General features: G+C 46.5%; 24 protein-coding genes and 1 pseudogene. 14 read left to right on the top strand and 11 right to left on the bottom strand.

The features are described 5' to 3' along the window. Positions 1-211: 211 nt before the first annotated feature. On the bottom strand, positions 212-1999 hold the full coding sequence (locus L876_RS0102335) for an aminopeptidase P family protein (protein ID WP_028762319.1): 1788 nt from the start codon (positions 1997-1999) through the stop codon (positions 212-214). A gap of 184 nt (positions 2000-2183) precedes the next feature. Between L876_RS0102335 and L876_RS0102330 the strand changes: the two genes are divergently transcribed. From L876_RS0102330 to L876_RS0102320, 3 genes are all read left to right on the top strand, one after another. Further along, complete coding sequence (locus L876_RS0102330) at positions 2184-3374, top strand: MFS transporter (RefSeq protein ID WP_028762318.1); 1191 nt, start codon at positions 2184-2186, stop codon at positions 3372-3374. 176 nt (positions 3375-3550) lie between these two features. Next, positions 3551-4321 (top strand): ROK family protein, encoded by a 771-nt coding sequence (locus L876_RS0102325; RefSeq protein ID WP_028762317.1) that lies wholly within the window; start codon positions 3551-3553, stop codon positions 4319-4321. A gap of 319 nt (positions 4322-4640) precedes the next feature. Then, positions 4641-5873 carry a M24 family metallopeptidase gene (locus L876_RS0102320; RefSeq protein ID WP_373316134.1) on the top strand — a complete coding sequence of 411 codons (1233 nt, stop codon included), beginning with the start codon at positions 4641-4643 and terminating at the stop codon, positions 5871-5873. Positions 5874-5943: 70 nt separating this feature from the next. On the opposite strand, the gene bamJ is transcribed toward L876_RS0102320, so the two are convergent. The 4 genes from bamJ to L876_RS0102300 form a co-directional block, all read right to left on the bottom strand. Further along, a complete protein-coding gene (bamJ, locus tag L876_RS0102315; protein WP_028762315.1) occupies positions 5944-6417 on the bottom strand; it encodes a BamJ family beta-barrel-assembly machinery protein in 474 nt (157 codons plus the stop codon). A gap of 29 nt (positions 6418-6446) precedes the next feature. Beyond that, the gene (locus tag L876_RS0102310) at positions 6447-7079 is read right to left on the bottom strand and encodes a DUF1294 domain-containing protein (protein ID WP_037427823.1); all 633 of its coding nucleotides are present in this window, start codon (positions 7077-7079) and stop codon (positions 6447-6449) included. A gap of 23 nt (positions 7080-7102) precedes the next feature. After that, positions 7103-8551, bottom strand: a complete 1449-nt coding sequence (locus L876_RS0102305; protein WP_028762313.1) for a hypothetical protein — start codon at positions 8549-8551, stop codon at positions 7103-7105. 157 nt (positions 8552-8708) lie between these two features. Next, on the bottom strand, positions 8709-9182 hold the full coding sequence (locus L876_RS0102300) for a hotdog fold domain-containing protein (RefSeq protein WP_028762312.1): 474 nt from the start codon (positions 9180-9182) through the stop codon (positions 8709-8711). A 219-nt stretch (positions 9183-9401) separates the two neighbouring features. On the opposite strand from L876_RS0102300, the gene L876_RS0102295 reads away from it, so the two are divergent. Further along, positions 9402-10319 (top strand): polyprenyl-phosphate transporter, encoded by a 918-nt coding sequence (locus L876_RS0102295; RefSeq protein WP_028762311.1) that lies wholly within the window; start codon positions 9402-9404, stop codon positions 10317-10319. Then, on the top strand, positions 10319-10501 hold the full coding sequence (locus L876_RS0102290; RefSeq protein WP_028762310.1) for a hypothetical protein: 183 nt from the start codon (positions 10319-10321) through the stop codon (positions 10499-10501). The genes L876_RS0102295 and L876_RS0102290 overlap by 1 nt, the downstream gene beginning before the upstream one ends. A gap of 42 nt (positions 10502-10543) precedes the next feature. Here L876_RS0102290 and L876_RS0102285 read toward each other — a convergent pair whose 3' ends face one another. After that, positions 10544-10888 (bottom strand): DUF3634 family protein, encoded by a 345-nt coding sequence (locus L876_RS0102285; protein ID WP_028762309.1) that lies wholly within the window; start codon positions 10886-10888, stop codon positions 10544-10546. Between the two features lie 85 nt (positions 10889-10973). On the opposite strand from L876_RS0102285, the gene L876_RS22660 reads away from it, so the two are divergent. Together L876_RS22660 and L876_RS22875 are read left to right on the top strand one after the other, a co-directional pair. Continuing rightward, on the top strand, positions 10974-11162 hold the full coding sequence (locus L876_RS22660; protein ID WP_156029360.1) for a hypothetical protein: 189 nt from the start codon (positions 10974-10976) through the stop codon (positions 11160-11162). 200 nt (positions 11163-11362) lie between these two features. Beyond that, positions 11363-11539, top strand: a complete 177-nt coding sequence (locus tag L876_RS22875) for a hypothetical protein (RefSeq protein ID WP_169731087.1) — start codon at positions 11363-11365, stop codon at positions 11537-11539. 63 nt (positions 11540-11602) lie between these two features. On the opposite strand, the gene L876_RS0102275 is transcribed toward L876_RS22875, so the two are convergent. The 4 genes from L876_RS0102275 to aptA all read right to left on the bottom strand — a co-directional run bounded on the left by L876_RS0102275 (position 11603) and on the right by aptA (position 15774). Continuing rightward, positions 11603-12325, bottom strand: coding sequence for a TorF family putative porin (locus L876_RS0102275; protein ID WP_028762308.1), 723 nt, complete (start codon positions 12323-12325; stop codon positions 11603-11605). A 123-nt stretch (positions 12326-12448) separates the two neighbouring features. Beyond that, positions 12449-12814 carry a cupin domain-containing protein gene (locus L876_RS0102270; RefSeq protein ID WP_028762307.1) on the bottom strand — a complete coding sequence of 122 codons (366 nt, stop codon included), beginning with the start codon at positions 12812-12814 and terminating at the stop codon, positions 12449-12451. 76 nt (positions 12815-12890) lie between these two features. Next, positions 12891-14381, bottom strand: coding sequence for a CoA-acylating methylmalonate-semialdehyde dehydrogenase (locus L876_RS0102265; RefSeq protein WP_028762306.1), 1491 nt, complete (start codon positions 14379-14381; stop codon positions 12891-12893). 52 nt (positions 14382-14433) lie between these two features. Next, entirely contained in the window at positions 14434-15774 is a 1341-nt protein-coding gene (gene aptA, locus L876_RS0102260; protein WP_028762305.1) for an omega-aminotransferase AptA, read from the bottom strand. Positions 15775-16030: 256 nt separating this feature from the next. Between aptA and L876_RS20900 the strand changes: the two are divergent. Together L876_RS20900 and L876_RS20895 are read left to right on the top strand one after the other, a co-directional pair. After that, positions 16031-17529 (top strand): annotated as a pseudogene (locus L876_RS20900) (aldehyde dehydrogenase). Positions 17530-17733: 204 nt separating this feature from the next. Beyond that, entirely contained in the window at positions 17734-18621 is an 888-nt protein-coding gene (locus tag L876_RS20895) for a sulfurtransferase (protein WP_051412864.1), read from the top strand. Positions 18622-18670: 49 nt separating this feature from the next. Here the strand turns inward: L876_RS20895 and L876_RS0102245 are convergent, their stop codons facing one another. After that, the gene (locus L876_RS0102245) at positions 18671-19978 is read right to left on the bottom strand and encodes an NAD(P)/FAD-dependent oxidoreductase (RefSeq protein ID WP_028762304.1); all 1308 of its coding nucleotides are present in this window, start codon (positions 19976-19978) and stop codon (positions 18671-18673) included. Between the two features lie 182 nt (positions 19979-20160). Between L876_RS0102245 and L876_RS0102240 the strand changes: the two genes are divergently transcribed. The 5 genes from L876_RS0102240 to L876_RS0102220 all read left to right on the top strand — a co-directional run bounded on the left by L876_RS0102240 (position 20161) and on the right by L876_RS0102220 (position 25925). Next, complete coding sequence (locus L876_RS0102240; RefSeq protein WP_028762303.1) at positions 20161-20709, top strand: cupin domain-containing protein; 549 nt, start codon at positions 20161-20163, stop codon at positions 20707-20709. A gap of 424 nt (positions 20710-21133) precedes the next feature. Next, on the top strand, positions 21134-21895 hold the full coding sequence (locus tag L876_RS0102235; RefSeq protein ID WP_028762302.1) for a gamma-glutamyl-gamma-aminobutyrate hydrolase family protein: 762 nt from the start codon (positions 21134-21136) through the stop codon (positions 21893-21895). A gap of 4 nt (positions 21896-21899) precedes the next feature. Then, complete coding sequence (locus L876_RS0102230) at positions 21900-23249, top strand: glutamine synthetase family protein (RefSeq protein WP_028762301.1); 1350 nt, start codon at positions 21900-21902, stop codon at positions 23247-23249. A 290-nt stretch (positions 23250-23539) separates the two neighbouring features. Further along, positions 23540-24640 (top strand): polyamine ABC transporter substrate-binding protein, encoded by a 1101-nt coding sequence (locus L876_RS0102225; RefSeq protein WP_028762300.1) that lies wholly within the window; start codon positions 23540-23542, stop codon positions 24638-24640. Positions 24641-24824: 184 nt separating this feature from the next. Continuing rightward, the gene (locus L876_RS0102220) at positions 24825-25925 is read left to right on the top strand and encodes a polyamine ABC transporter substrate-binding protein (RefSeq protein WP_028762299.1); all 1101 of its coding nucleotides are present in this window, start codon (positions 24825-24827) and stop codon (positions 25923-25925) included. Positions 25926-25931: the final 6 nt, after the last annotated feature.

Genomic DNA, 25931 nt, shown 5'->3' with positions numbered 1-25931 from the left:
CGGAACCCGATCCGTAACACAAGCTACTACAGCCTAAATGGCGGCCGCGGAGTATAGCAAACATTTTTGCTTAAAACCTGCACTTTCGCATTAATGTCCATTCATTAGAGTGAGTTTGATCCTAAAGGATCGGCGGCGATCGCACCTATGCTAAATTATCTTAGTGCAATAAAAATGGCGCCACGAAGGCGCCATTTTTAGGTGGGTGGGCTTAAATGGCCAAGGTAGCCTTGTTCAACCACGCTAGCTCCTCTCCCTGCATCAGCGGTGACAAGGTTTGCTGTACCCGCTGGTGGTATGCGTTTAGCCAATCAATCTCTGCTGTGGTCAACAGTGATTTGTCGATGAGGCGCGAATCGATTGGAATAAGCGTTAAGGCATGAAACTCATAGATTTCTCGCTCTGCGCCCGCCAAGGCCTGGCAATGCTGTACTGCGACTAAGTTTTCAATTCTGATGCCAAACTCGTTAGCACGGTAGTAACCCGGCTCATTGGATACCACCATTCCAGGTAGTAGCGGTACATCGTTACTGTTTTTAGCGATGCGTTGCGGGCCCTCATGCACACTAAGGAAGTGGCCGACCCCATGTCCGGTGCCATGATCATAATCAAAGCCATGTTGCCACAGGTATTGACGGGCAAACCCATCGAGTTGCTGGCCTGTTGTGCCTTTAGGGAAGCGGGCTTGATCGAGTGCAATATGGCCTTTTAACACCAAGGTGACCATTTTTCGCTGCTCGTCGGTGACCTTGCCGATGGCGATGGTACGGGTGACATCTGTGGTGCCATCTAAATACTGCGCACCGGAGTCAACTAAGTAGATGCTGTCCATCTGCATCATTGCTGGAGTGCCATTATTGTGGTTGTAGTGACACATTGCCGCATTGGCGCCCGCGGCAGAGATGGTGTCAAAGCTGGGCTCTTTATAGATAGGGTCGGCTAAGCGGAAGCTCTCTAACTTGTCAGCGAGTGCGCCTTCATCATAAAGGCGTCCAGCGGCAACCTCTTTGTCTAACCATGCGAGGAAGCGGCTTACGGCAACACCGTCGCGAATATGACAAGCCATCATTCCCGCTAGCTCATGGCTATTCTTCTGAGCTTTTGGCAGCGCGACAGGGTCTTGGCCTGTGATCAGATGAGCACCATGAGATTGTGCGGTGAGTTGCAACCACGCGTTTGAGGCATTGGGATCGGCGAGTAGTTTGACGCCCTCTAGTTCGCTTAATATGGCGGCAAGCGACGCCTCGGAGCGGACCGTCACGCCGCTGCCGACATGGGCGTCGAAGCCATCAGGTATCTTAGCTAAATCGGTAAACAGCACCATATCGCCGTTGGCATGCAGCAATGCAGCACCGAGCACAACGGGTAGTCGGGGGACATCACTGCCGCGAATATTCAGTAGCCAGCAGCAGGAGTCCAGCGCGGTTATTAGCGCACAATCTGCACCGGCGGCTTTGATCCGGGTTCCAATGGCCTGACGTTTTGTAAGGCTGGATTCGCCGGCGCTCTGCTCACTAAAGAGGGTGATTTGTGCTGTTGATGCTGGCGGACGTTGCTCCCAGTGCAGATCGATAGGATTAGCACTCACGGCAACTAATTCTATGTTGGCACGCGTGAGCTGTTGCGCAGCTTTAGTGTGCCAACTGAACGGGTGCAAACGAGGGTCATAACCGATACGGGTATTGGCACCGAGCTGGTCAATCAACCACTCAATTTGCGGTGTCTCGGTGAGGCTCTCATATTCAAACAACTCGCCGTTGACTTGTTGCTGTACCTGGACTGTGTAGCGTCCATCGATAAAAATGGCGGCCCGTGTTTTTAACACAATCGCCATGCCAGCGGAGCCCGTAAAATCGGTAAGCCAATGCAGTCTTTCGTTACGCGCTGGCACATACTCGCCTAAGTATTCGTCCGCACGGGGAACAATAAATGCGTCTAGATTGGCGGTTTGCATCTCTGCGCGCACGGCGGCAAGGCGATTAGCGATTGAGGTAGTCATACTGGCTCCTGTTATTACCAATAAGGTTTGGTATCGGGCTTTATCAAAAGAGGCGCATAGAATATCACAGTCGATAGGCGCCATGGCAAGGGATCTGTAGCCTTGAAGATTGAATCAGTTTATCTTGGTACCACGATTTGATTAGGCGGCGTGATAGCAGATGGAGCGGGGATTAAGAAAAGGGATGCCGAGTAATGTTTGGGTATTAACGCTTGCGCAAGCCTTTGCGATGAGTGCGACGCCGATGATGATGCTGCTCGGTGGCTTGATAGGTGTAGAGCTTGCGCCAAGCCCAGTCTTAGCGACACTGCCCATTGCCTCTATGGTGATTGGGGTGGCGCTGTCAGTGATCCCTGTCAGTCGTGCTATGCGTCGATTTGGTCGAAAGCCGATTTTTATTTTTGGCGCATTTCTCGGGGCTTGTTCAGGATTAGTCGCCGCCTGCGCCACTCACTTTCATTGGTTTATCTTGTTTTGCTTCAGTGGATTTATGCTAGGGGCCGCGGGCGCTATTGTGCAGCAATATCGCTTTGCGGCGATGGAGTCAGTCGATGCAATCGATGGGGCAAAGGCAGCGTCTAGAGTGCTGGTCGGTGGTTTGGTGGCCGCATTTGTCGGACCAGAATTGGCGGTATTGGGCAGTGAGTTAATCACCACCCCTTATGTGGGGGCATTTCTGTTTTTGACCTTGGTCTGTTTGCTAGCCGCCGTGACCTTAAGTTTCTACCAAGAAGCGGATGGGCTCGTGGTTTCTCCTGATCCGACAACGCAAGATGATGGACGAGGCATGGGCCTTATCTTAGCTCAACCTATGTTGTGGGTAGCAATTGGTGCGGCGACTTTGGGTTATGCCATGATGAGCTTTGTGATGACAGCCACGCCGCTGCATATGCATCATATGGAGCATCACTCACTTGCCGACACTAAATGGGTGATTCAGAGCCATATTATTGCGATGTATTTTCCATCACTGTTTAGTGGTTATTTAACGGCTAAATATGGCCCATCCAAGATGATGTTAGCGGGGTTGTTGGCTTATGGTGTCACTATCGCTATTGCGTTGATGGGCAGGGAGCTACTTAATTATTGGCTAGCCTTGGTGTTACTGGGGATTGGCTGGAACTTCCTGTTTGTGGCTGGTACGGTTTTGCTACCGCAGTATTATTGTTCTCAAGAGCGTTTTAAGGTGCAGTCTTTTAATGACTCGTTTGTCTTTGGGGCGCAGGCGATGGCTTCGCTAAGTGCGGGTTGGGTGCTGCACGCACTTGGGTGGGAGGTCATGCTACTTAGCTGTATACCATTGATTGCTGTGTTGCTGTGTCTGATGGCTTGGGGGCGGATGTCGCTGCCTAAAACGGTTAAACGAGGCGTCTAACTGGACGATTGGCAACAATGCATACCCACCGCGCATGAATCTGTGGTTTAAATGTAATCAAAGCAATGTGTTAGTGTGACTTTTTATAGCATCATAACTGTTATTGTGTGGTAATATTTTTGTTTCAATAGTTGCGAGTTATCACGGCGCAAGGACGATTGTCATCGGAGCAAGTTATGCAATCATTAACCATAGATATTGGCGGTACCACAGCCCTATTTGAGATAGTGCAGCAGGGGCGGACAGAGCAGTATAAGATTGCAACGGGTGAGCATTTTACGGTTGATGACCTCAATCAGCAGATCGCTGATTTAGAATCAGACTATGGTCTTAGCGATTACGCACTTGGTGTTGCTGTGCCTGGGTTAGTTAAAGGTAACCAGCTGGTGTCTTGTAAAATATCACCTAAGCTCAATGGTTTATCTATCGATAAGATTATTAGCCGTGCCGCAAAGGTGGGTATTTATAACGATATTGATGCGGGCATGCTGGCTATCTGTGATGTTAAAAATGATTGTGAATTGCTGTTAACCAGTGGCATGGGGATCGGCATGGCGATTGCGATTAAGGGACAGCTGTTTACGGGCGCGGCTGGAATGGCTGGCGAACTCGGCCATTGCCGCGTGATGACTGAAGCGGGCGAATATAGCGTTGAGCAGTTAGCTAGCGGTGAGTCGATTCGATTAAGAGGATTAAAGACGCCGCAAGATCTATACCGTGCTGGCAGCTATTTGGGCATGGGCTTGGCTTGGGCCGTTAATCTGTTTAATCCTAACCGTATATGGTTGGCGGGGCAGATGATAAATAATCCTGACTACCACAAAGGCTGCATCGATACCTTAAAGCAACTCGCGCTAACTGCACCAATGACAGAGGTGAAAATTGCTCGTGTCGATGATATGGAAACCTTAGTTTGTCGTGGACTACAAGTGTTACTAAGGCAGTAGACGTTGCTTGCTATGATTGAGGGTGATTTGCCCCTTTCGCTGTTTTTCTCGTCTCAGTACTGATACCAATCAGTATAAAGGTGTGGTCACTCAGGGATAGAACTTGCTGAGTCGATCACTTTCTTATACTGATAGGTATAACCCCCTGTTTGTATCGCATCTGCTTTTAGCCGAGTTCAGCTACCTCATTAGAAAATTTCCAATAAGTTTATACTGATTTTTTGTATATTTTATGCTAAAAAGTCTGGCTACAATCTTGAACTCCCGCGGCAATGTGGCCTAATGTTGGCCTTTGCTGCGCAAATTATAAAGGTGTGTTATGACAGAGATGAGCAGTGGTGCATTTGGTATTGGTGGCTCAACGCCAGCACAAGAGCTAGCAAAGCTTAGCGATATGACTGAGGGCGTTGTCGGCATCAGTAAAGATGAGTTTTCTGCCCGTGTCGAAAAAGCGCAGCAGCTTATGCGTGATCAAGGGTTAGCGGCTATTTACATTAATGCAGGCACTAATCTCTATTACTTTACTGGCACACGCTGGTATGCCAGTGAACGTATGGTTGGCGCCATTATTCCTGCAAACGGTGCCGTGGAATATATTGCGCCTGCCTTTGAAGTCGACACCCTTAAAGGTTTTATGGTGATTGATGGCAAGGTCAATACTTGGCATGAAGATGAGAGCCCTTACCAGTTGTTTGGTCAAGTGCTTAGCAAGATGGGCATCGACAACGGGAAAGTGGGCATCGATGAATCAGCAGCTTTCTTTATTTTTGATGGCGTACGTCAAGCCGCGCCAAGTTTTGAATATGTGAATGCAAAAAGCGTGACCGCTGAGTGCCGTATGATTAAGTCGGCAACTGAGTTGAGTCTGCTGCAGCGGGCTAAAGATATGACCCTTGAGGTGCACAAAGCGGCGGCGCGCATTCTACACGTTGGGATCTCGGTTGCTGAAGTGGAAGACTTTATTAATCAGGCGCACAAAGCGGTGGGGATTCCTGCTGGGTCCTATTTCTGTATTGTGCTATTTGGTGAAGACAGTGCTTACCCTCATGGTGTGAAGTCGCCTAAGGCGTTAGAACTCAATGATACCGTGTTGATTGATACCGGCTGTCAGCTTCATGGGTATAACTCAGACATTACCCGTACTTATGTCTTTGGTCGTCCAAGTGAGCGTCAGCGTCAGTTGTGGCAACTAGAGCAAGATGCCCAAATTGCGGCATTTGAAGCGGCAAAAGTAGGTGCTACCTGTGCCAGTGTCGATAGAGCGGCGCGCGATGTGCTAGAGGCGGCTGGCTTTGGTCCAGGATACGATGTTCCGGGTTTACCTCATCGCACAGGTCACGGTATTGGTTTAGATATCCACGAATGGCCCTATTTGGTGCTTAACGATAAGACGCCACTGGCACCTGGCATGTGTTTTAGTAATGAGCCTATGTTGTGTGTACCGGGAGAGTTTGGCGTGCGTCATGAAGATCACTTCTATATGACCGAAAACGGCCCCGTTTGGTTTACCGCGCCCGCTCACTCAATCGATAACCCATTTGGTTACGAGTGATCAGGCTGTGGGCCTTAGTGACTAAAAAAAAACGCGCCAGTCGGCGCGTTTTTTTTTGATTGCGATAGCATTACTTATCTATGCTGATTAGCTCTACATCAAAAATCAGTACTGAGCCGCCAGTGATCTTGCCAGTACTGCGATTGCCATAGGCAAGTGTGCTGGGAATAAAGAAACGGGTCTTTTCGCCCACCACCATTAGCTGTACGCCTTCGGTCCAACCTTTAATGACGCGGTTGAGTGGAAAGGCGATAGGCTCACCGCGCTCAACTGAGCTGTCAAACACTGTGCCGTCAATTAAGGTGCCATGGTAATGGACGGTAACAGTATCGGTCGCTTTAGGATGTTCAGTACCGTCACCCTTTGCCAACACTTGATATTGTAGACCCGTTAAGGTTTCAACCACACCAGGTTTGTTTTTGTTATCGGCTAAGAATTGCTGACCCATCTCAATATTCTCTTTGGCCGCTTTTTGGTTATTCATGCTGGTGTAAAAGTAAAACAGCACCCCAGCAATGACGACGACCGCTAATATCATTCTCATAATTAATTCATTTAGTTAAAATTGATGAGTCATGATACCCAATCTATCAGGCTAAAACTACTGAGATAGCCTTGATAGGTAAGCCATATCAATATTGCGCTGTTAATCATGACTGCCAGCCATAGACCGATGCGAAAACTCCTCTTCTGCGATTTATGGCGCAGAGTTTGCTGCGCCAGCAGTGCCCCTGGCCAGCCACCTAATAGCGACAATATTTGCAAACTTCGTTCACTGATACGTCGCCGGTTTAACTGCGCCGCCCGCTTATCGATGGCAAAGGTTGTAAAGGCGGTAAGGCTTAAGACTAAAAAGTAGTACAGCGCATCGACAGGGAGAGACTGCATCAGGTAGCCGCTAATTAAGCCAACAAAGAATGTTGTTACTATGATTAACCTGAATGTGAGTGGTATTGCTGACGTCGATGATGGTCTTGTTTTTTTGGATAATGATGTCCCATGTTTATCGACTATGGTGGCACAGCGTCGCCCTTGCTTATCTTTACTTGGCGTGAAATAGACAACTTGGCCGCTGAGTGGCGGAGCGCTTTTGATGCCAAAACTGCTGATATGAACAAATAGGGCATCAGTGCCACCAAGGGGCCGGACGAAACCAAACCCCTTATCTTTGTTCCAATCTGTGATTGCTCCTTTAAATACCTTCAAGCTCGTTCCCAAGGATAAAAAGTCTAAAAGTAATCGATCTCGACTTCATAGAGCAAGGCATCATCGTCGTAGGAGTCATATTTAGCGAAAATTGCAAACTTATCTCGATAGATATCAACGGCGTCGAAGTTGTCGGTGGCATCTGTGTATTGAGCCAATAACCCCTGCTTGATCGTTGGGATCGCTAACGCATTAACTTCCTCGCGAAATTGTTTGTCGGAGATTGCTTGGAATACACCTTGACTCAGTTTGGTTTTACGTAATTGTTCATCGTCAAATTGTAGTTGGAGCAGATTACCAATGATCCACCACTCACCTGAGCCAGAGATGGCAAGTTTGGTCATGTGGGGGAACTGTTGCTGAAATTGAGTAAGGAGTGGACGTTTGCCCTGGTATTGCGGGGCTAAATGAGTCATTAGCCAATCTTTTTGGGCTGGATTTAATCGATCCGTCTGTGGTTGTTTAACTGAATGACTTTGTGCTTCACTCAAGGTAAAGCCGGTCAATAAAGATTGTGGATCGCTAGCGCTGTCTGGGTGGAAAGTTTCAAAGGTCAATGTGAGTTGGTTGCCCTTGCCAGTCAGCGTCAGAGTGTCGTCTGTGCGACGGGTTATCCATCTATCGAGTTGCTTGTCGGCGTCCAAACGGCTGGCTTTTTGTGGTAATAAGTTCTGCACCGACCATAGCGTGTCATCAAATCCATCACGGAACTCAATAAGGTTTCGCCCATAGGCAGTTAATAGATCTGATTCACTACTGATATTAATGAGTGTGGATGATTGAAATACCAACCAGATGTGCCTGCCATATCCCCAGATGGTGTGATGATTTTGTGCGGGGATCTCTATACTTGCGGGTCCAAGTAATGCTAACACCTGCGCTTTACTCATTCCTAGCTGCGCGCCATAGACGCCTGTTTCTAGCGAGACTGCCGCTGGTGGCAAGTCAATGCTAGCTGCCAGGTTTGCTGCTGATTTTATCTCTGGTACCTCGAAGGTATATTCAAACTCAATACGTTGCAGTTTGTAGCCATCGTGGCTAAATGGGGCGGCCTCTGCACTGAAGGTTTTATCGTCGGCACATTGGGTAAAAAGCTGTGCTTGTAGATGGGTACGCAGTTGAGAGATTTTTATCTCTTTTCTGTCGCTATGGGCAGAAAGGGGACTGGTTTTACTGGAGTTGATGACGGAGTTTCTCACATCGATAAGTAAAATGGTGTCGGCACCGCGCTCATCGGCTATTTGGCGTAGTCGTTCGAGCGCATCTTTAAAGGCTTGGCTTTGTTCTGGTTTTTGGGGGGCTTGGTATTTAGAACTGGTAATGGATAAGCTGACTGGGCGGATAGTTTGTGTAATACAGTTAGGTTTGTAATCGACAATTTCTGCAGCCATAACATTGCTGTGGCTGAACAGAGTAAAAAGTAAGCTGACAGCAATCGATAGAGATAACGGGGCGAAAGGTGAACGATCCATGTGATACATCCTTGAGTCCAAATTAGTATCAATTTCAGCGATCGCTACATTAATGTCAACAAATTTAATATGTTGAGATTTTTAAGCGTGGTGGTTATTGCGGGTAGGGCTATATCAGTCATGGCTCCAGCTAGAGGAGCCATGGCTTGAGAGTCGACTATTTTGCAGGTTTAGCAGAGATCCAAAGTTTAATATGGCCTTTCACCACGATCACATTATTGTCGTCATAGGCGGTAACGGGAACCAGTAAGTCGCCTTCAACCCACTGCTCTGGCGTCACTTCAGCAACACAGCGAATGTCGCTACCCGCTTTGGCGGTATAATCGACACTCATCCCTTTGGGGATCCAGCGTAGATGAGAGGGAATAGAGGCTTCAGCCATGACGCCCATCGCCATCTCTAAGCCGTTACAGATAGCAATAACATGTACGGTCTGAATATGGTTGTGTACCGCTTTACGCTTTTTGATAAAGCATTGGCAGTAGTTGGGACGAAGCTCGGTGATGAGCGGACGTATGGTGCCAAAATAGGGGGCCATACGTGACACCATAATGGAGAAAATCTTCTGCCCAAATGGCAATCGAGTGACCTTGTTGTATAACGCCATCACCTTGGTTGGTTTTTGTTGCATAGACTCGCCTGTAGGTCTGTTCTGGTCGGATGAGTCGATAGATTAGCCTAATAACAACTGGTTAACAATGGTGTGTTTTTCTGTCAGCTGAGATTGCTGGGGAAAAGGCATAAGGTAAATGAAGCAAAGTTCATTTACCTATATGGCACCAGCATAGGTATAATCGACCGCTATTAACATCGTAATGGCGGTGTGGGATCTATTTAATAAGGAATTTGAGTGAAATACCTGCTGACTTACTTAAAAGGCATGGCGATGGGCGCTGCGGATGTGGTTCCAGGCGTATCGGGCGGCACAATCGCGTTTATTACGGGGATTTTAGATACCTTACTTGAGAGTATTGCACGCATTAACCCGCGTTTGATTGGCGTTATCAAAGAGAAGGGCGTTAAGGCGGCATTTGAGCATATCAACGGGCCATTCTTAGTTGCCGTCTTTGGCGGCATCTTAACCAGTATCTTCACCTTGGCTAAGTTGATCACCTATCTGCTGGCTAGCTATCCCATTCCTGTATGGTCATTCTTTTTTGGACTGATAATTATCTCCGTCATTCATATGTTGAAGCAAGTGCAGGGTTTTTCCTTGGTGAGATTGCTCTTGTTTGCCGCAGGTGTTGCCTTTGCATGGATCATTACGGTGTTAAATCCTATAGCGCTGGAAATGACCTATCTTAATGTGTTTATCGGCGGCAGTATTGCTATTTGTGCCATGTTACTGCCTGGTATTTCCGGTAGTTTCATTTTGCTATTGCTTGGCTTATATACCTCGGTACTCAGTGCGGCGAAGAGCTTTGATATTCTCATTCTAGCGATATTTGCCTCGGGCTGTGTGTTCGGTTTATTGACTTTTAGTCACCTGTTATCGGCGTTGCTACGCCGCTATCACGATGCCACGCTTATCTTTCTCACCGGACTCATGTTGGGGACTTTGGGTAAAATTTGGCCATGGAAACAGGTACTGACTTGGCGAGAAAACTCGGCTGGCAACTTAGTGCCTTTGATGGAGCAAAACTTGTCGCCAATGCAGTTTGAGCAGTTTACTGGTCAGCCTGCACATCTTGCCTGGGCCATTGCTTCGATGGTGGCTGGGATTGGATTGGTGTGGGGATTAGAGCATTTTGCAGGGAGAAAAAGTTAATGAAAAAACTATTACTTCTTGGGCTATTAGGGCTGAGTGCTTGCGCTAATATCAACCATATTGACGTTAGTTTAGAAGAGGAGCCACAAACTGATCCGCTGCAAGTTAAAGACCCTATGGCCACCGATAATCAACGTATTATTGATGATGCTCGCCGTGAGGGGAGACTCAATAACGGCTAGAGCTTGGTCTTGAAAGTAGGCGGCAGTGCGCCGCCTATCTGTTTAGCCTGTCTGTTTAGAATTATCGACCTGCTTCTTGTCGTAGTACTCAAAGGGAAATTGATTGCGGATTCGCTGAGTAATGGTGTCACTCACGTTCGCAGAAACATGCAAGCGCACGTTACCGACTTTTTCTGCTCGCACCACACAAGTGAGTTTTTCAGTCTTGGCGATAGCACGACACTCTCGCTCAAAACGTTCGGGGATCTTGCCTTTATGTTGGGTCAGTCTTCCCTCTTTAAAGTGCATTTCAAATAGGGTTAAGCCTTTCTTGCCGCTAAAAATCAGTTTGTAAGCCGCAAACAATCCAATAAGAATAAAAAGTGTTTTTAAGATGGTGGCAGTCATTGAATTTCCTTATTTTGCTCTTTTAAACTCAAGATACTCTTGGTAGGTTTTTTTTCCTAGTAGTTATACCTATCAGTATAAAGATTTGCGTGCTCAGCGAGGTTTTAGCGCTTATGAAGCTGGCTCCTTTGTGCTTGCATCGCCATATCGTCGTGCATTAACGGTATTAACGGCATTAACTCGATCCACGTTTATTGCAACGAGTGAGCGCGTAATGAGTCTAGATTTAAGCGTTGCTAACGCAACTCCTGCAGCACTATCACTCGGCTCTTAGGTGGGGTCTGCCTCAGAGATGAACCAATTGACCCGAGAATATCCATTGCTGCATCTGTTCGCCTTGAATGAGTTTGCCAAACAACACACTGATCACAGTCATTTCTCATATTGAGTCGTTTTTGCCCTATTGCAGGATCTTTATGCTATATATACAGAAGCTGTTGTAAGGGATGACTTAACTAAATTAAGGAAGATGCTATGTACCTATCTAATGCCCAGCGCTGGGCAAAACTGTGTGAAGAGCAAGCTAAGATTATTGAAAACCTCTCAAATACCTTCCCGCAGCGTCAAGCACAACATAAAGAGCTGGGTTATTGTTGGCGAAACCTCGCCGATAAAGTACGCAGTGGCGAAAGCCCTAAGGTTTTGCAATGACACAATAAAAAACCGCCAAAGGCGGTTTTTTTGTATCGATAATAACGATGGGAACGGGATAGCTTAGAAAGCGTATGAAGCCGATACTAAGAAAGTGCTATCGTTACGGAAGCTACCTTCATCGAACTGGTATTCGCTGTCGATGTTATTATCTAACCAAGCTGCAGATAAACCAACGCCTGCAATTTCTGTTGAAACACCGATAGAGTAGTCAACATAGGTACCCATATCATCTTCTGGTGCATCACCAAAGTTATAGCCAGCATGGAGGTCTAAACTCCAATTTTCAGCAAACTCCCATGAGTAGTTGAGCTCGGTGTAATGGTAATCAAGGTCACTTCCGCCGTAGTCATTGGTATACCAATATGCAGCATGGAAATCTGCAAAGTAGAAACCTATGGTACCTTCTAGGTAATCTTGAGATACATCATCGCCTGGATAAGTGTAGTAAAGTAGGGTGACGTCATATTCTACTTCTTCACCGATAGCACCAGCGTAGCCAGCATAAAAATCAACTTCTATGTTGGCGCCATTTTCATCTTCAGGATCATCAAAATCAACGTTACTTCCCCAAGCTCCGACGAAAAATCCGCTTTCCATGCTGTAATCGATACCAGCTTGTACGGCAAAGTCGCCTGCTGACTGTGATACACCGCGGAAGCGATAGTCATTTGTTACACCAATCTCGCCAGATACTTCTGCTTGAGCAATAGGGGCCATTAGCGCTGTTGCTAAGGTTAGTCCCACGACTTGGGCAATCCGTTTTTTATTAAATTTTTTATACACGGTGTTTTCTCCATTTCACTTTGTTGACATAAGTCCATTTAAACCAATAAATGGACTTAGTTAAGCCAAACAACAGCCTTTTAATGCTGAGACATCATGGCGCTTACTCAAACTCGAACAGGGTTACTTTTGTTCAAATATGACGTAAATTTTTCTGCATGCTTGGGTGATTTTCCATACCCCTGAAAAGCCTGCGGGTATCACGAAACGATCGCCTTTTTTTACCGTGACACTCTGACCTTGTTGATCGGTTATCTCGCTTTCACCGGCCAGGATTTCGCAATATTCATGTTCGGTATAATTAATCTTCCAGCTGCCTATTTCACCTTGCCACACACCCGCATGAAACTGGTTGCATGGACTAGAGTAGTGATTATCTATTTGCTGCTTGGGATCACCGCTAAGCACCTTCTCCTTGGCGACATCATAAAACTCTGTCTCAACTGCGTGTTGGCTAAAGTTAACAATGCTGTTGACGGTAATGCTCATTTTTTCTCCAAACATTATAGGCTTAACATATACGGGTGCAGCGATAACTGCACCTGTTTTGTTAAGGTTAAAATCATTATTTCATTGTCGGCATGACAAATTCGGCCTGGGCGTCTTTGGGCTTAGGCCAACGTGCAGTGATCGCTTTACGCTTAGTGTAAAAACGCACTCCATCAGGTCCATGCATATGTAGCGGACCGAACAGTGAGCGCTTCCAGCCACCAAAGCTATGAAATGCCATTGGCACGGGGATCGGTACGTTAACCCCAACCATCCCCACCTGCACGTGATGACAGAAGTGGCGTGCAGCTTCACCACTTTGAGTAAAGATGGCCGTGCCATTACCAAATTCATGGTCATTGATTAGTTGGAGGGCTTCTGCATAGTCTTTAACACGCACAATGGCGAGCACCGGCCCAAAGATCTCCTCTTTGTAAATCGTCATATCAGGGGTCACGTGATCAAACAAACTGCCACCTAAGAAATACCCTTGCTCATGGTCCGTTACACTGAGTTGACGTCCGTCGGCCAGTAGCGTAGCGCCTTCGGCAACACCTTGGTCGACATAGCTGCGGACTTTCGCTAGGTGCTGAGCTGAAATGAGTGGCCCCATATCCATATCGGCTTCAAGGCCATTGCCCACACGAAGCGCTTCAATTTGTGGCAGCAGTTTTTCGACTAACGCATCGCCTGCATCACCAACAGCCAATACTACTGAGATAGCCATGCAGCGTTCACCAGCACTGCCATAAGCGGCACCCATCAGTGCGCCGACAGCTTGATCAAGGTCGGCATCAGGCATCAATAGCATATGGTTTTTAGCACCACCAAGGGCTTGAACACGCTTGCCATGCTTGGATGCTGTTTCGTAGATATATTCGGCAATAGGGGTTGAACCTACAAAGCTAACCGCTTGAATATCTTTATGACTAAGTAGGGTATCAACGGCTTCTTTATCACCATTAACCACGTTAAAGACGCCATCAGGTAGTCCTGCTTCGGTGAGCAGTTCGGCCATACGCATCACAGAGCTAGGATCTTTCTCTGAGGGTTTCATAATAAAGGTGTTGCCCGCAGCGATAGCAATAGGGAACATCCACATCGGTACCATGACTGGGAAATTAAACGGGGCAATACCGGCAACGACACCTAAAGACTGGTTAAGTGTCCAGGCATCAACACCACCACCCACTTGTTCGGTATGCTCTCCCTTTAAAAGATGAGGGATACCGCAGGCAAATTCGACCACTTCAAGTCCGCGGATGATTTCACCTTTGGCATCATCGAGTACTTTACCGTGCTCACGGGTGATAAGGGCGGCTAACTCATCCATGTTGGCTTCGACGAGCGCCTTAAACTTGAAAAGCACGCGCGAACGATTAAGCGGGGTCATCTGTGACCAGCTTGCGTGAGCTTTCTTAGCCAGTTCAATTGCGCCAGCCACATCTGCTGCACTCGCCAAGGATACGTCAGCTTTGTGTTCGCCCGTTGCTGGTTCATACACTGCGCTGCAGCGCTCGCTCTTTTGGGTGTGTTGTCCGTTTATATAATGGTTTATCTGCTGCATAGCGCTAAAATTCCTGCAAAGTTTCAATTAGGTTTAAGGTAAAAATCAGTCGTTAGCCTACGCTTTTTATCGCGTCACTTAGGGTGTTAACAATGTGGTCAATCTGTTGTCTATCAACGATAAGTGGTGGCGATATGGCGATAATGTCGCCAGTGGCACGCACTAAAGTGCCATTTTTGAAGCAGGTTTCAAAAATACCAAATCCACGTTTGCCAACCCCTTTGTCACTGGGGGCAAACTGAATACCCGCCACTAAACCTGTGTTACGAATATCGATAAGGTTAGGTAGGCCTTTCAAGCTATGAACTGCTTGTTCGAAATAGCCTTCGAGTGAGCGGCTGCGTTCAAACAGCTTTTCCTCTTCATAGATGTCTAGTGTGGCTAATGCCGCGGCGGCAGCGACTGGGTGCCCAGAATAGGTGTAACCATGAAACAGTTCGATAGCTCCTTCCGGTGCATCCATACTGGCATCATAAATCCCATCATCGATGAGTACCGCACCCATAGGAATAGTGCCGTTGTTGAGAGCTTTTGCTGTGGTGATCATGTCTGGTTTCACATCCCAGCGTTGGCTAGCAAAGGCATCACCGACACGACCAAATCCAGTGATCACTTCATCAAAGATGAGCAAGATGCCATGTTTCTTGGTGATCTCTCTAAGGCGCTTAAGGTAACCCTGAGGTGGTAAAATAACCCCAGCCGATCCCGACATGGGTTCAACAATCACGGCGGCAATATTTTCTGCACCGTGCAGCGTGACTAACTGTTCTAACACATCAGCTTTCTCTGCACCTGTTTCAGGTAAACCTTTGCAAAAAGCATTGGTGTTGATGTCTAGCGTGTGGGGAAGATGATCGACACCTTGAAGTAACTGTTGGCTGAAGGTGCGACGGTTGCCACCAATACCACCAACAGAGATGCCGCCGAACCCAACACCGTGATAGCCTAACTCTCTACCGATGAAGCGGGTACGAGTGGCTTCACCGCGGGCACGATGGTAGTTAAGGGCAATTTTAAGGGCGGTATCAACCGATTCAGACCCTGAGTTGGTAAAAAACACCTTATTAATGCCTTCAGGGGCAATAGCCGCGAGGCGTTGGGCTAATTCAAATGCTAATGGGTGACCCATTTGAAAAGAGGGCGCGTAGTCCATTTCATGGATCTGTTTGCTGACCGCTTCAGAGATTGCCTTACGTCCATGGCCAGCATTACAGCACCACAAACCCGCAGTGGCATCTAGGACTGGACGGCCATCGACATCTTTGTAGTACATGCCTTCGGCTTGAGCTAATAATCTAGGATTTTGTTTAAATTGTCTGTTGGCGGTAAAAGGCATCCAATAGTGATCGAGTGATACTGCTTGGCTCTGCCCTGCTTTCTTGAAATCTTCCATATCATCTACCCTGGTCCGAATTAGTTGTTGTTTTTTTGAGTGGTTGATATTTGCTATGCTATGTCAGAAATAATGAATATGAAAGTCTTTTGTTCATTATTTATAGCAAAAAATAACTTTTTGTAAAAAATATTGAAATAAGGCTGGGGAAAAGCGTAATCTAACGGCAAGCGTTTTCCACTTATCCTAAACAACTATGGTGTTGAAAAGGCGTTCGACTAACATTATGTAATTTATCACCCGTTAAGAGGTCAGAATGAGTACTCCAGAAAATCGTGAACAATGGCAGCAGATGGCAGATTCATTGTCGATCAATGGTCAGGCATTTATCGATGGCGAATATTGTGCAGCGGCATCATCCGATACCTTTGACTGCATCAGTCCTGTGGACGGCAAGGTGCTGGTAAAGGTGGCTAGCTGTAATGAAGCCGATGCCAACATTGCTGTAGCCAATGCGCGGGAAGTATTCGATAGGGGTGATTGGTCGCAGATGCCACCCGTTAAACGAAAGCAGGTGATGATACGGTTTGCCGAGCTGCTTGAAGCGAATATGGACGAACTTGCACTGCTTGAAACGTTAGATATGGGCAAGCCTATTCGTTATTCACGTACGGTAGATGTCGCGGGGCGGCGCGAGCGATCCGCTGGTCAGGGGAAGCTGTCGATAAGATTTATGACGAGATTGCACCCACGGCTCATAATGAGATTGGCATGATAACCCGTGAAGCGGTAGGCGTAGTGGCCGCTATTGTGCCGTGGAACTTTCCGTTGCTCATGGCATGTTGGAAGTTAGGGCCAGCCTTAGCCACGGGTAACTCTGTGGTGTTAAAACCCTCTGAAAAGTCGCCACTCACCGCAATACGCATGGCGCAAATTGCGCTTGAGGCGGGTTTGCCAAAAGGCGTGCTAAACGTACTTCCAGGTTTTGGACATACCGTGGGTAAGGCATTAGCCCTGCATATGGATGTCGACACATTAGTTTTCACCGGATCCACCAAAATCGCTAAGCAGCTAATGATTTATGCGGGTGAGTCCAATATGAAGCGAGTGTGGCTTGAGGCGGGCGGTAAGAGCCCTAATATTGTCTTTAATGATGCGCCTGATCTGCAAAAAGCGGCCATTGCAGCGGCGTCTGCGATTGCATTTAACCAAGGTGAGGTGTGTACCGCAGGTTCAAGACTCTTGGTGGAGTCAGGCGTTAAGGATGAACTGATTCGTTTAATCGAAGCTGAGATGCAGGCTTGGCAGCCAGGCCATCCACTAGACCCTGAGACAACCTGTGGCGCTGTCGTTGACCAACAGCAGTTAGATAATGTGCTGCGTTATATCCGCTCAGGTGTTGCCGAAGGGGCCAAGCTGGTTCAAGGTGGTGAGCAGGTGATGACTGCGACGGGTGGTGTTTATGTTGCGCCGACTATCTTTGCCAATGTTAAAAATGAGATGACCATTGCCAAAGAGGAGATCTTTGGGCCTGTCCTCTCTGTTATTACCTTTGATGGCATGGATGAGGCGATTCGTATTGGTAACGACACTATCTATGGCTTAGCCGCGGGTGTTTGGACTTCTGATATCAATAAAGCCCATAAAACGGCCAAGGCGCTGCGCAGCGGTATGGTATGGATTAACCATTACGATGGCGGTGATATGACCGCACCATTTGGTGGCTATAAACAATCGGGTAATGGCCGTGATAAATCGCTACATGCTTTTGATAAGTATACTGAAATAAAGGCGACTTGGATTGTGTTAGATTAATCTTTCGGTAACCAAACCGCTTCAATTAAAGCCCTTCAGCTTACGCTGTAGGGCTTTTTTATTTACCTGTCGGTTAGGGCATATAGGTCCAGTGAAATCGTGGTAGTGCATATTTTACTTGTAGATAACAAGGTTATTCGTTTATGTTGCGCAAAGTGATTGAGTTTTGAATATTGATTGGCGCGAGCCAGTTGGGAGTCAGTTATGGAATATCCTTTGGTCAGCACGGCCTGGCTTGAAGCCAATCTATTTGAAGCAAATCTGATTGTTTTAGATGCCAGTATGCAATCGGTTGTGGGTAAAGAGCCGATTGTTTATGACGAGTTTGTGGCGATTCCGCGCGCCCAGCAATTTGATCTAGAAAAGGTATTTTGTGATCTGACCTCAAGTCAAATTCATGCAATGCCCACCGATGTGCAGTTCAATCAAGCGATAGCCACCTTTGGTATTGATAGCGATAGTACTGTTGTTATCTACGATAACCAAGGGATCTACTCATCACCCAGAGCATGGTGGATGTTTAAAGCTATGGGGTTTGAGCGGGTGTTTGTACTTGACGGTGGATTGCCTCAATGGTTGAGTGAAGCGCGTATGACCGTAGATTCATATCATCAACCTGAGCAAGATAGACTGGGTGATTTTCATGGCCAATATCATAGTGAACTCGTGTGTGATACGGCTCATCTATTAGCCCGGTTTGATGATGAGCATGTGCAAGTGTTCGATGCTCGAGGAGCACAACGTTTCTCTGGTGAAATGGCGGAGCCTAGACCCAATGTACGCAGTGGTCATATACCCGGTTCGGTTAATTTGCCGTTTGCACAGGTGCTCAACGGGCATCGGCTTAAGGAGCGCACTGAGCTTGTTAAGCTGTTTGATGGATTAGAGGGCAATGACGAGCAGCAGCGTATTTTTAGCTGTGGCTCAGGTATCACGGCCTGTATTTTAATTCTTGCCTCAGTGGCTGCAGGCCACCACCGAGCGGTATTATATGATGGTTCTTGGGCTGAGTGGGGCAGTAATCATCAGTTGCCAATTAGTCCCGCCGCACTCAAATCGGATCGCAGTGATAGTGGTAATACCGTGAACTGAGAGCTAAAGCGCGTCATAAGGGAGCCTAAGGGCTCCTTTTTTATGGCGGTTAAAATAGGTCTTTAAATCTATGGTACAACATGCCTGCAGCCAACATAGGTGACCTAAATGTTGGACCACCTGGAAAGGTCATGTGGGGGATTTTAGCAAAGATATCGAAACGTTCAGCTTGGGCTGTTAGTGCTTCAGCAATGAGCTTTGCTGACATATGAGTGGCATTGACACCGTGCCCTGCATAGGCCTGCGCATACAGAATATTGGGGCAATCTGGTAGGCGTCCAAGTTGCGGTAAGCGATTAGCGCCAATGCCTATCATGCCACCCCATTGGTAGTCGATTCTCACTCCTTTTAATTGGGGAAATACCTTTTCTAAATTAGGTCTGAGTGCCGCTTCAATGTTTTTAGGATCTTTTCCTGAATAGGTGCATAGACCGCCAAAGAGCAATCGGTTGTCTTGGGATAGGTGGAAATAATCGAGGTCGATGCGGAGATCGGCAAAAGCCATATTTTGTGGAATTATTGCATCGCATTGGGCTTGAGTCAGCGGCTCTGTTGCAAGCAGGTAACTGCCTGCGGGAAGCACTTTCCCACCGACGTAGCTGTCGAGTTTATGGCCAATATAGGCATTCCCCGCTAACACGACGTACTGGCAATCGACGACACCTTTGTCGGTGATAACTTGCGGTTTGTCACCCTTTACTATCTTGGTGGCGGCGCTGTATTCAAATATCTGCACCCCAAGTGAGCGTGCAACCTGCGCTTCACCTAGCGCTAAGTTTAGTGGATGCAGGTGACCACTGTTCATGTCTACTAATGCACCGCTGTATACCGATGAGCCGATAACCTCACCCACATCTCGCTGTTGTAGCAGTTTAAAACCCTCGCCACGTCCTTGCGCTAGCATCTGCTCGTAGTCAGCGCTAAGTTCCTCCATATGACGTGGTTTGATGGCAAGGTCGCAATAGCCCATTTTCAGGTTACAGTCTATGTTGTGCGTTTTAACTCGGTCGCGTACTATCTGCACCGCCTCAAAGCCCATTTCGTGGATAGCGTTTACGCCATCGTGACCAATCTCATCACGAAACTGGTCAACATTATGACCAATTCCTCTAATAAGCTCACCGCCATTACGTCCAGATGCTCCCCAACCAATACGTTTAGCTTCGAGTAGTGCGACGCTAAATCCCTTTTGAGCGAGTTCTATGGCGGTGTTAATGCCACTAAAGCCACCACCGACCACACAGACATCGACCTTAATGTGCTCAGTCAGTTGAGGCGCTTCATGCAAAGCATTTGCTGTGGCGTAGTAATAGGAGTCAGGATAGTTATTGCTGTGAACGGGGCTTTTACTGGACATCATGGCTCCAAAATCGGCATTTTTTATCGTTATTCGACTAAATTGGCTTGAGTGCAGTATACTTTGCGCTTGGGTTAGTTATACTTCACACCTGTTGATTATATTTAACATGCTTTTTTGTGTGAGACAAACTAGTATGTTAAATAATTTCTACATAAGTTCGTTTAGAAGAGGGTCTTTTTTTGGATATAGGCGCAAATCTCAAAGCTGTACGTAAAATGAAAGGTTTATCGCAACGAGAATTGGCAAAAAGAGCTGGTGTGACTAATAGCACGATCTCAATGATCGAAAAAAACAGTGTCAGCCCTTCGGTGAGTTCCCTAAAAAAAGTATTGTCTGGACTACCTATGTCCTTGGTGGATTTCTTCTCCATTGAAGATAATGAGCCTAGCGAGCCAAAGGTGGTTTACCGTGCTGGAGAGTTATTGGATATTGGTGATGGCAATCTAGATTACAAGTTAATTGGACGAGATTACCCTAACCGCGCAATGTCTGTGATGAATGAAGTTTATCCACCTGGTTCTGATACTGGCGAAGAGATGCTTCAGCACGAAGGCGAGGAAGCCGCCATGGTGATTGAAGGTAAGATAGAGATCACCGTGGGTGGAGAGGTATTTGTGCTTGAGGAGGGTGATAGCTATTACTTTAATAGTGAACAGCCACACCGTTTTCGCAACCCTTTTGAGGCACCTTGCCGAATCGTTAGTGCGACCACACCTGCAAACTTCTAATCTTGTCTTTCCTTACTAGGCGTTAATTGACGCCTAGGAACCCCTTTGTTTTTATTCCTCAAAACCTCGTGATCACCGCGTGACCCTCGGCTTTTCTTTGGGTTTATCTTTCCTTATTAGTGTAAATAATATCGCGCAAACCATAGTGAATATGGCTGGGCTTCCGATAACGCAACCTTGGGAGCGATGTCACATACTCACGGCTTAATGTCGCATGCGTTTATGCTGCCTATAAAAGCTGTTTCGTTATTAACTTCTGTTTAATAAGACTTTTATTGTTACCCATAAAGTATTGTATATTTTGTTGGTGAACACCTATTGCCTAGTGATATTTTTCAGTGTAGTGTGTGAAAAAATGAACGCTTTGTTACATGGTGTTCATTTATCTATAACTATAAGAATGAAGCAACAACACAGGTGAACTATGTCCGAGGAAGGACTCGCAGTGATTGGCGTGACAGCGTGTAATCAACAACTAGGTTTGCATCCGTTTAATATTGTTGGTGAAAAATACCTTCTCAGTATTGCAGATGCGACTAACGCATGGCCTTTGGTTATTCCCGCCTTAGGGCATTGTCCTGCAGAGACTATTCTTCCTCGTCTGGACGGTATCTTATTTACCGGGTCCCCATCAAATATCGAACCTCATCATTATGATGGCCCGACGAGCGACGTTGATACCCTGCATGATCCTAAGCGCGATGCGACAAATTTACCTCTATTACGTGCGGCAATTGATGCCGGTGTGCCTGTTTTGGCGATTTGTAGAGGCTTTCAAGAGATGAATGTCGTTTATGGCGGCACTTTGCATCAAAAATTACATGAAGTGGATGGCCTAATAGAACACAGGGAAGATAGAACTGCTTCAGTAGATATTCAATATGGCTTATCTCATGAGATCAAGATAGAACCTGGAGGATTGCTCCACGAGGCGTGGGGCCGCAATTTAGCAGAGGTGAACTCTGTACACACTCAAGGTGTCGACCGTTTGGGTGTTGGATTGCGGCCAGAAGCTTACGCCTTGGACGGACTCATCGAGGCTTTTTCGGTCAAAAATGCTAAGAATTTTGCGTTAGGTGTTCAATTTCATCCTGAATGGAAGGTACTCGATAACGCCTTTTACCGCGCCATTTTTAGTGCATTCAATACGGCGTGCCAAGTGCGCGCATCGAAACGAACGAGATAAACACATGAAGAAGTTAATCAGTTATTTAAAAGAAAATAAGATCACCGAAGTCGAGTGTGTCATCAGTGATATGACAGGTATTGCTCGCGGCAAAATCGCTCCAGTGGGTAAATTTATTGATGAAAAAGGGATGCGTTTGCCAGAGAGTGTTTTGCTGCAAACGGTTACCGGTGATTATGTTGATGGCGACGTCTACGATTCGTTGCTGGACAAAGCTGATATCGATTTTGAGTGTGTTCCTGACGAAAACGCCATATATATGTTGCCCTGGTGCGTTGAGGCAACCGCACAGGTTATTCATGATACCTATGACAAGATGGGTAACCCCATTGAACTTTCGCCACGTAATCTATTAAAGAAAGTGTTAAAGCTTTATGACGCAAAGGGTTGGAAGCCCGTCGTTGCGCCTGAGATGGAGTTTTACCTCACTAAACCAAACGAAGATCCGGACATTCCATTAAGTCCGCCCATTGGTCGCAGTGGTCGGAGAGAGTCTGGCCGTCAATCTTTCTCTATTGATGCAGCCAATGAATATGATCCGCTATTTGAAGATATGTATGACTGGTGCGAAGCCCAAGGGTTAGATATTGATACCTTGATCCACGAAGAGGGCACGGCACAGATGGAGATTAACTTCAGCCATGGTGATGCGCTGTCGCTTGCTGATCAAGTATTTGTTTTTAAGCGCACCCTACGTGAAGCGGCGCTAAAGCATAATGTGTGTGCTACCTTCATGGCAAAACCTGTTACTGCAGAACCTGGCAGTTCGATGCATATTCACCAAAGTGTGGTTGATGCGAAATCAGGTCAAAACGTGTTTACAAATGAAGATGGCACGATGAGTGCTAAGTTTTTAAGTTATATCGGTGGCTTACAAAGGTACATTCCTGAATTGTTGCCATTGATGGCACCTAACGTGAACTCATTTAGACGGTTTTTGCCCGGGACATCAGCGCCTGTGAACTTAGAGTGGGGCGATGAAAACCGGACATGTGGTTTGCGTATTCCTGAATCATCACCACAAAACCGTCGTATTGAAAACCGTATTGCAGGCGCCGATGCCAATAGTTATTTAGCGATCGCAGCGACTCTGTTGTGTGGCTATATGGGGATGGTTGAAGACGTTAAGCCTTCAACACCTGTACAGGGCCGTGCCAATGAGAATCGTCAAGGTAACAGCCTACCTTTAACGCTAGAAGAAGCCTTGGCGGTGATGTCTGAGAGTTCTGCTGTGCGTGAATATTTAGGCGAAACGTTTACCAATGGCTATATTGCGGTTAAACAGGCGGATTTAGAAAATTTTCGACGTGTGATCAGTTCGTGGGAGCGAGAGTTCTTATTGCTTACAGTTTAGTTGGTTACTGCACTTTTATGGTGCGAAAGCCTAATCATTTTGGGGCGTAAAGGATAATTTTTTACGAGTGATGATTGCGTTGTGATTGGAAAGTTTAAGAGTTTTAAATTCATCTTGAACGGGAAAGTATTCAGTTTTATTCTACGGGAGAAAAAGGCGTTAGATGGGTTCGATGCGGTTGTAAGCTGTAGCATTGGTCAATAATAACAAAATAATGATGTCGATAAATCGACACTACTTATGACTGACAGTTATGCCCCGTGAAAACGGCGGTAGCAATGGAGAAATCGATGACAGTTTTTAATACAGTTAAAGCATCTTGTTTGGTTGTTGGATGTGCTTTAGCGAGTGGTTCGCTTCAGGCTGAAGAAGTACTTAAAGTCTATAATTGGAACGACTATATCGCTGAAAATACACTAGAGAACTTTTATAAAGAGACCGGTATTCGGGTGATTTATGATGTGTTCGACAGCAATGAGATGGTTGAGGCTAAGTTGCTATCTGGCCATTCGGGTTATGACATTGTTGTGCCATCTAATGATTTTCTCGCTAAACAGATTAAGGTGGGGGCGTTTGCACCACTGGATAAAACTAAGCTGACTAACCTTGGTAATCTTAATGCCGATTTAATGAAGCAATTAGAGAAGGCTGATCCACAAAACCGTTATGCAGTGCCTTACCTTTGGGGCACAACAGGGATTGGCTATAACGTTGAAAAAGTGAAAGCCGTTTTAGGTGAAGATGCGCCGGTTGATTCTTTAGCGCTGATTTTTGAACCTAAGTATGCGGAAAAGATTTCAAGCTGTGGCTTTTCTATGATGGATTCAGCCGATGAGATGATGTCGCAAGCCCTTTCTTACCTAGGTCTCGACCCAAACAGCACCTCTGCTGAGGACTATAAAGCCGCTGGCGCGGCGATTGAGAAGGTACGTCCTTACGTCACCTATTTCCATTCATCACGGTATATCACAGATTTAGCCAATGGTGACACCTGTGTGGCCTTCGGTTTCTCTGGTGATGTGTTCCAAGCGGCTGCGCGTGCAGACGATGCAAAGAATGGCCAGCAGATCCATTATTCGATAGCCAAAGAGGGCGCTAACTTATGGTTTGATATGTTAGCCATCCCAGCCGATGCAGAGAATATTGATAACGCACATGTGTTTATCAATTACCTCATGCGCCCTGATGTGATCGCAGAGATCTCAAACTATGTGGCTTATGCCAATCCTAATGACAAAGCACAGGCTATGGTGGACAAGGAGATATTAGATAATCCTGGCATCTACCCGAGCGATGAAATCATTAAAAATTTATATATTCGTGAGGTGCGTCCTCTGAAGGTTCAGCGAGCGATGACTCGTGCTTGGACCAAAGCAAAATCAGGATACTAGTTTAAACCAATGCGCTACTCGTGATAGCGGGTAGTGCGATTGAACTGTTGAATGTTAAGCAATCAGCCGATGCGCTTTACGCGTTGTAGCATTGGATAATTATAACAATGAAAGCCGTAATTTAGCGGCAATGCACTGGCAGTAAATTAGATAGACATTACTGGCACGCTAATAAGGAGATAGCATGAAGCTTTTAAAGAAAATGACAACATTGGCCTTAGTGACAGCTGGGGTATTTACCAGTTCGATGGCGACCGCAGAAGAAGTTGTGCGCGTTTATAACTGGTCTGATTATATCGCTGAAGATACCTTGGCTAATTTTGAAAAAGAAACGGGCATTAAGGTTATTTATGATGTGTTTGACAGCAATGAAGTAGTTGAAGCTAAACTGCTCTCTGGGCGTTCAGGTTACGATATTGTTGTACCGTCTAATAACTTCTTAGCTAAGCAGATCCAAGCGGGTGCCTTTCAAAAGTTAGATGCTAGTCAATTGAGCAACCACAAAAACCTTAAGCCTGAGTTGATGAAGCAGCTAGAATCGGCTGATCCGCGCAATGAACACGCTGTGCCATATCTTTGGGGCACAACGGGTATTGGTTATAACGTGGCGAAAGTAAAAGAAGTCCTTGGCGAAGATGCACCAGTGGATTCTTTGGAGTTAATGTTTAACCCTAAGTATGCAGAAAAGCTATCTAAGTGTGGCATGTCATTCCTAGATTCTGCCGACGAGATGTTACCTATCGCGCTAATTTATCTTGGTTTAGATCCTAATAGCACCAGTGCTGACGATTATGCGAAAGCGGGTGAAGTGATGTCTAAGGTGCGTCCTTATGTCACCTATTTCCACTCTTCACGCTATATTACCGATCTGGCTAATGGTGATATCTGTGTAGCCTTTGGCTATTCAGGCGACGTGTTCCAAGCGGCCGCGCGTGCTGAAGAAGCTGAAAATGGCCAAGAGATTGGTTATGCGATTCCAAAAGAGGGCGCTAACCTTTGGTTTGATATGTTAGCGATTCCATCTGATGCGAAAAACGTCAAGAATGCGCATACTTTCATCAACTACCTACTTCGCCCTGAAGTGATTGCGCCTATTACTAACTATGTGGCGTACGCTAATCCAAATGTCCCAGCACAAGAGTTAGTGGATGAAGAGATCCGTAATGACGCAGCAATCTATCCAACTGCTGAAGTTCTTTCACGTCTCTATGTTGCTGATGTACGTCCAATGAAAGCACAGCGTGTCATGACGCGTGTTTGGACCAAAGTCAAATCAGGTATGTAATACCCG

It is taken from the genome of Shewanella colwelliana ATCC 39565 (genome assembly GCF_000518705.1).
Classification (GTDB): Bacteria; Pseudomonadota; Gammaproteobacteria; order Enterobacterales; family Shewanellaceae; genus Shewanella; species Shewanella colwelliana.
Note: the sequence above shows the minus strand (reverse complement) of the source record. Positions and strands in the feature narration are given on the sequence as shown.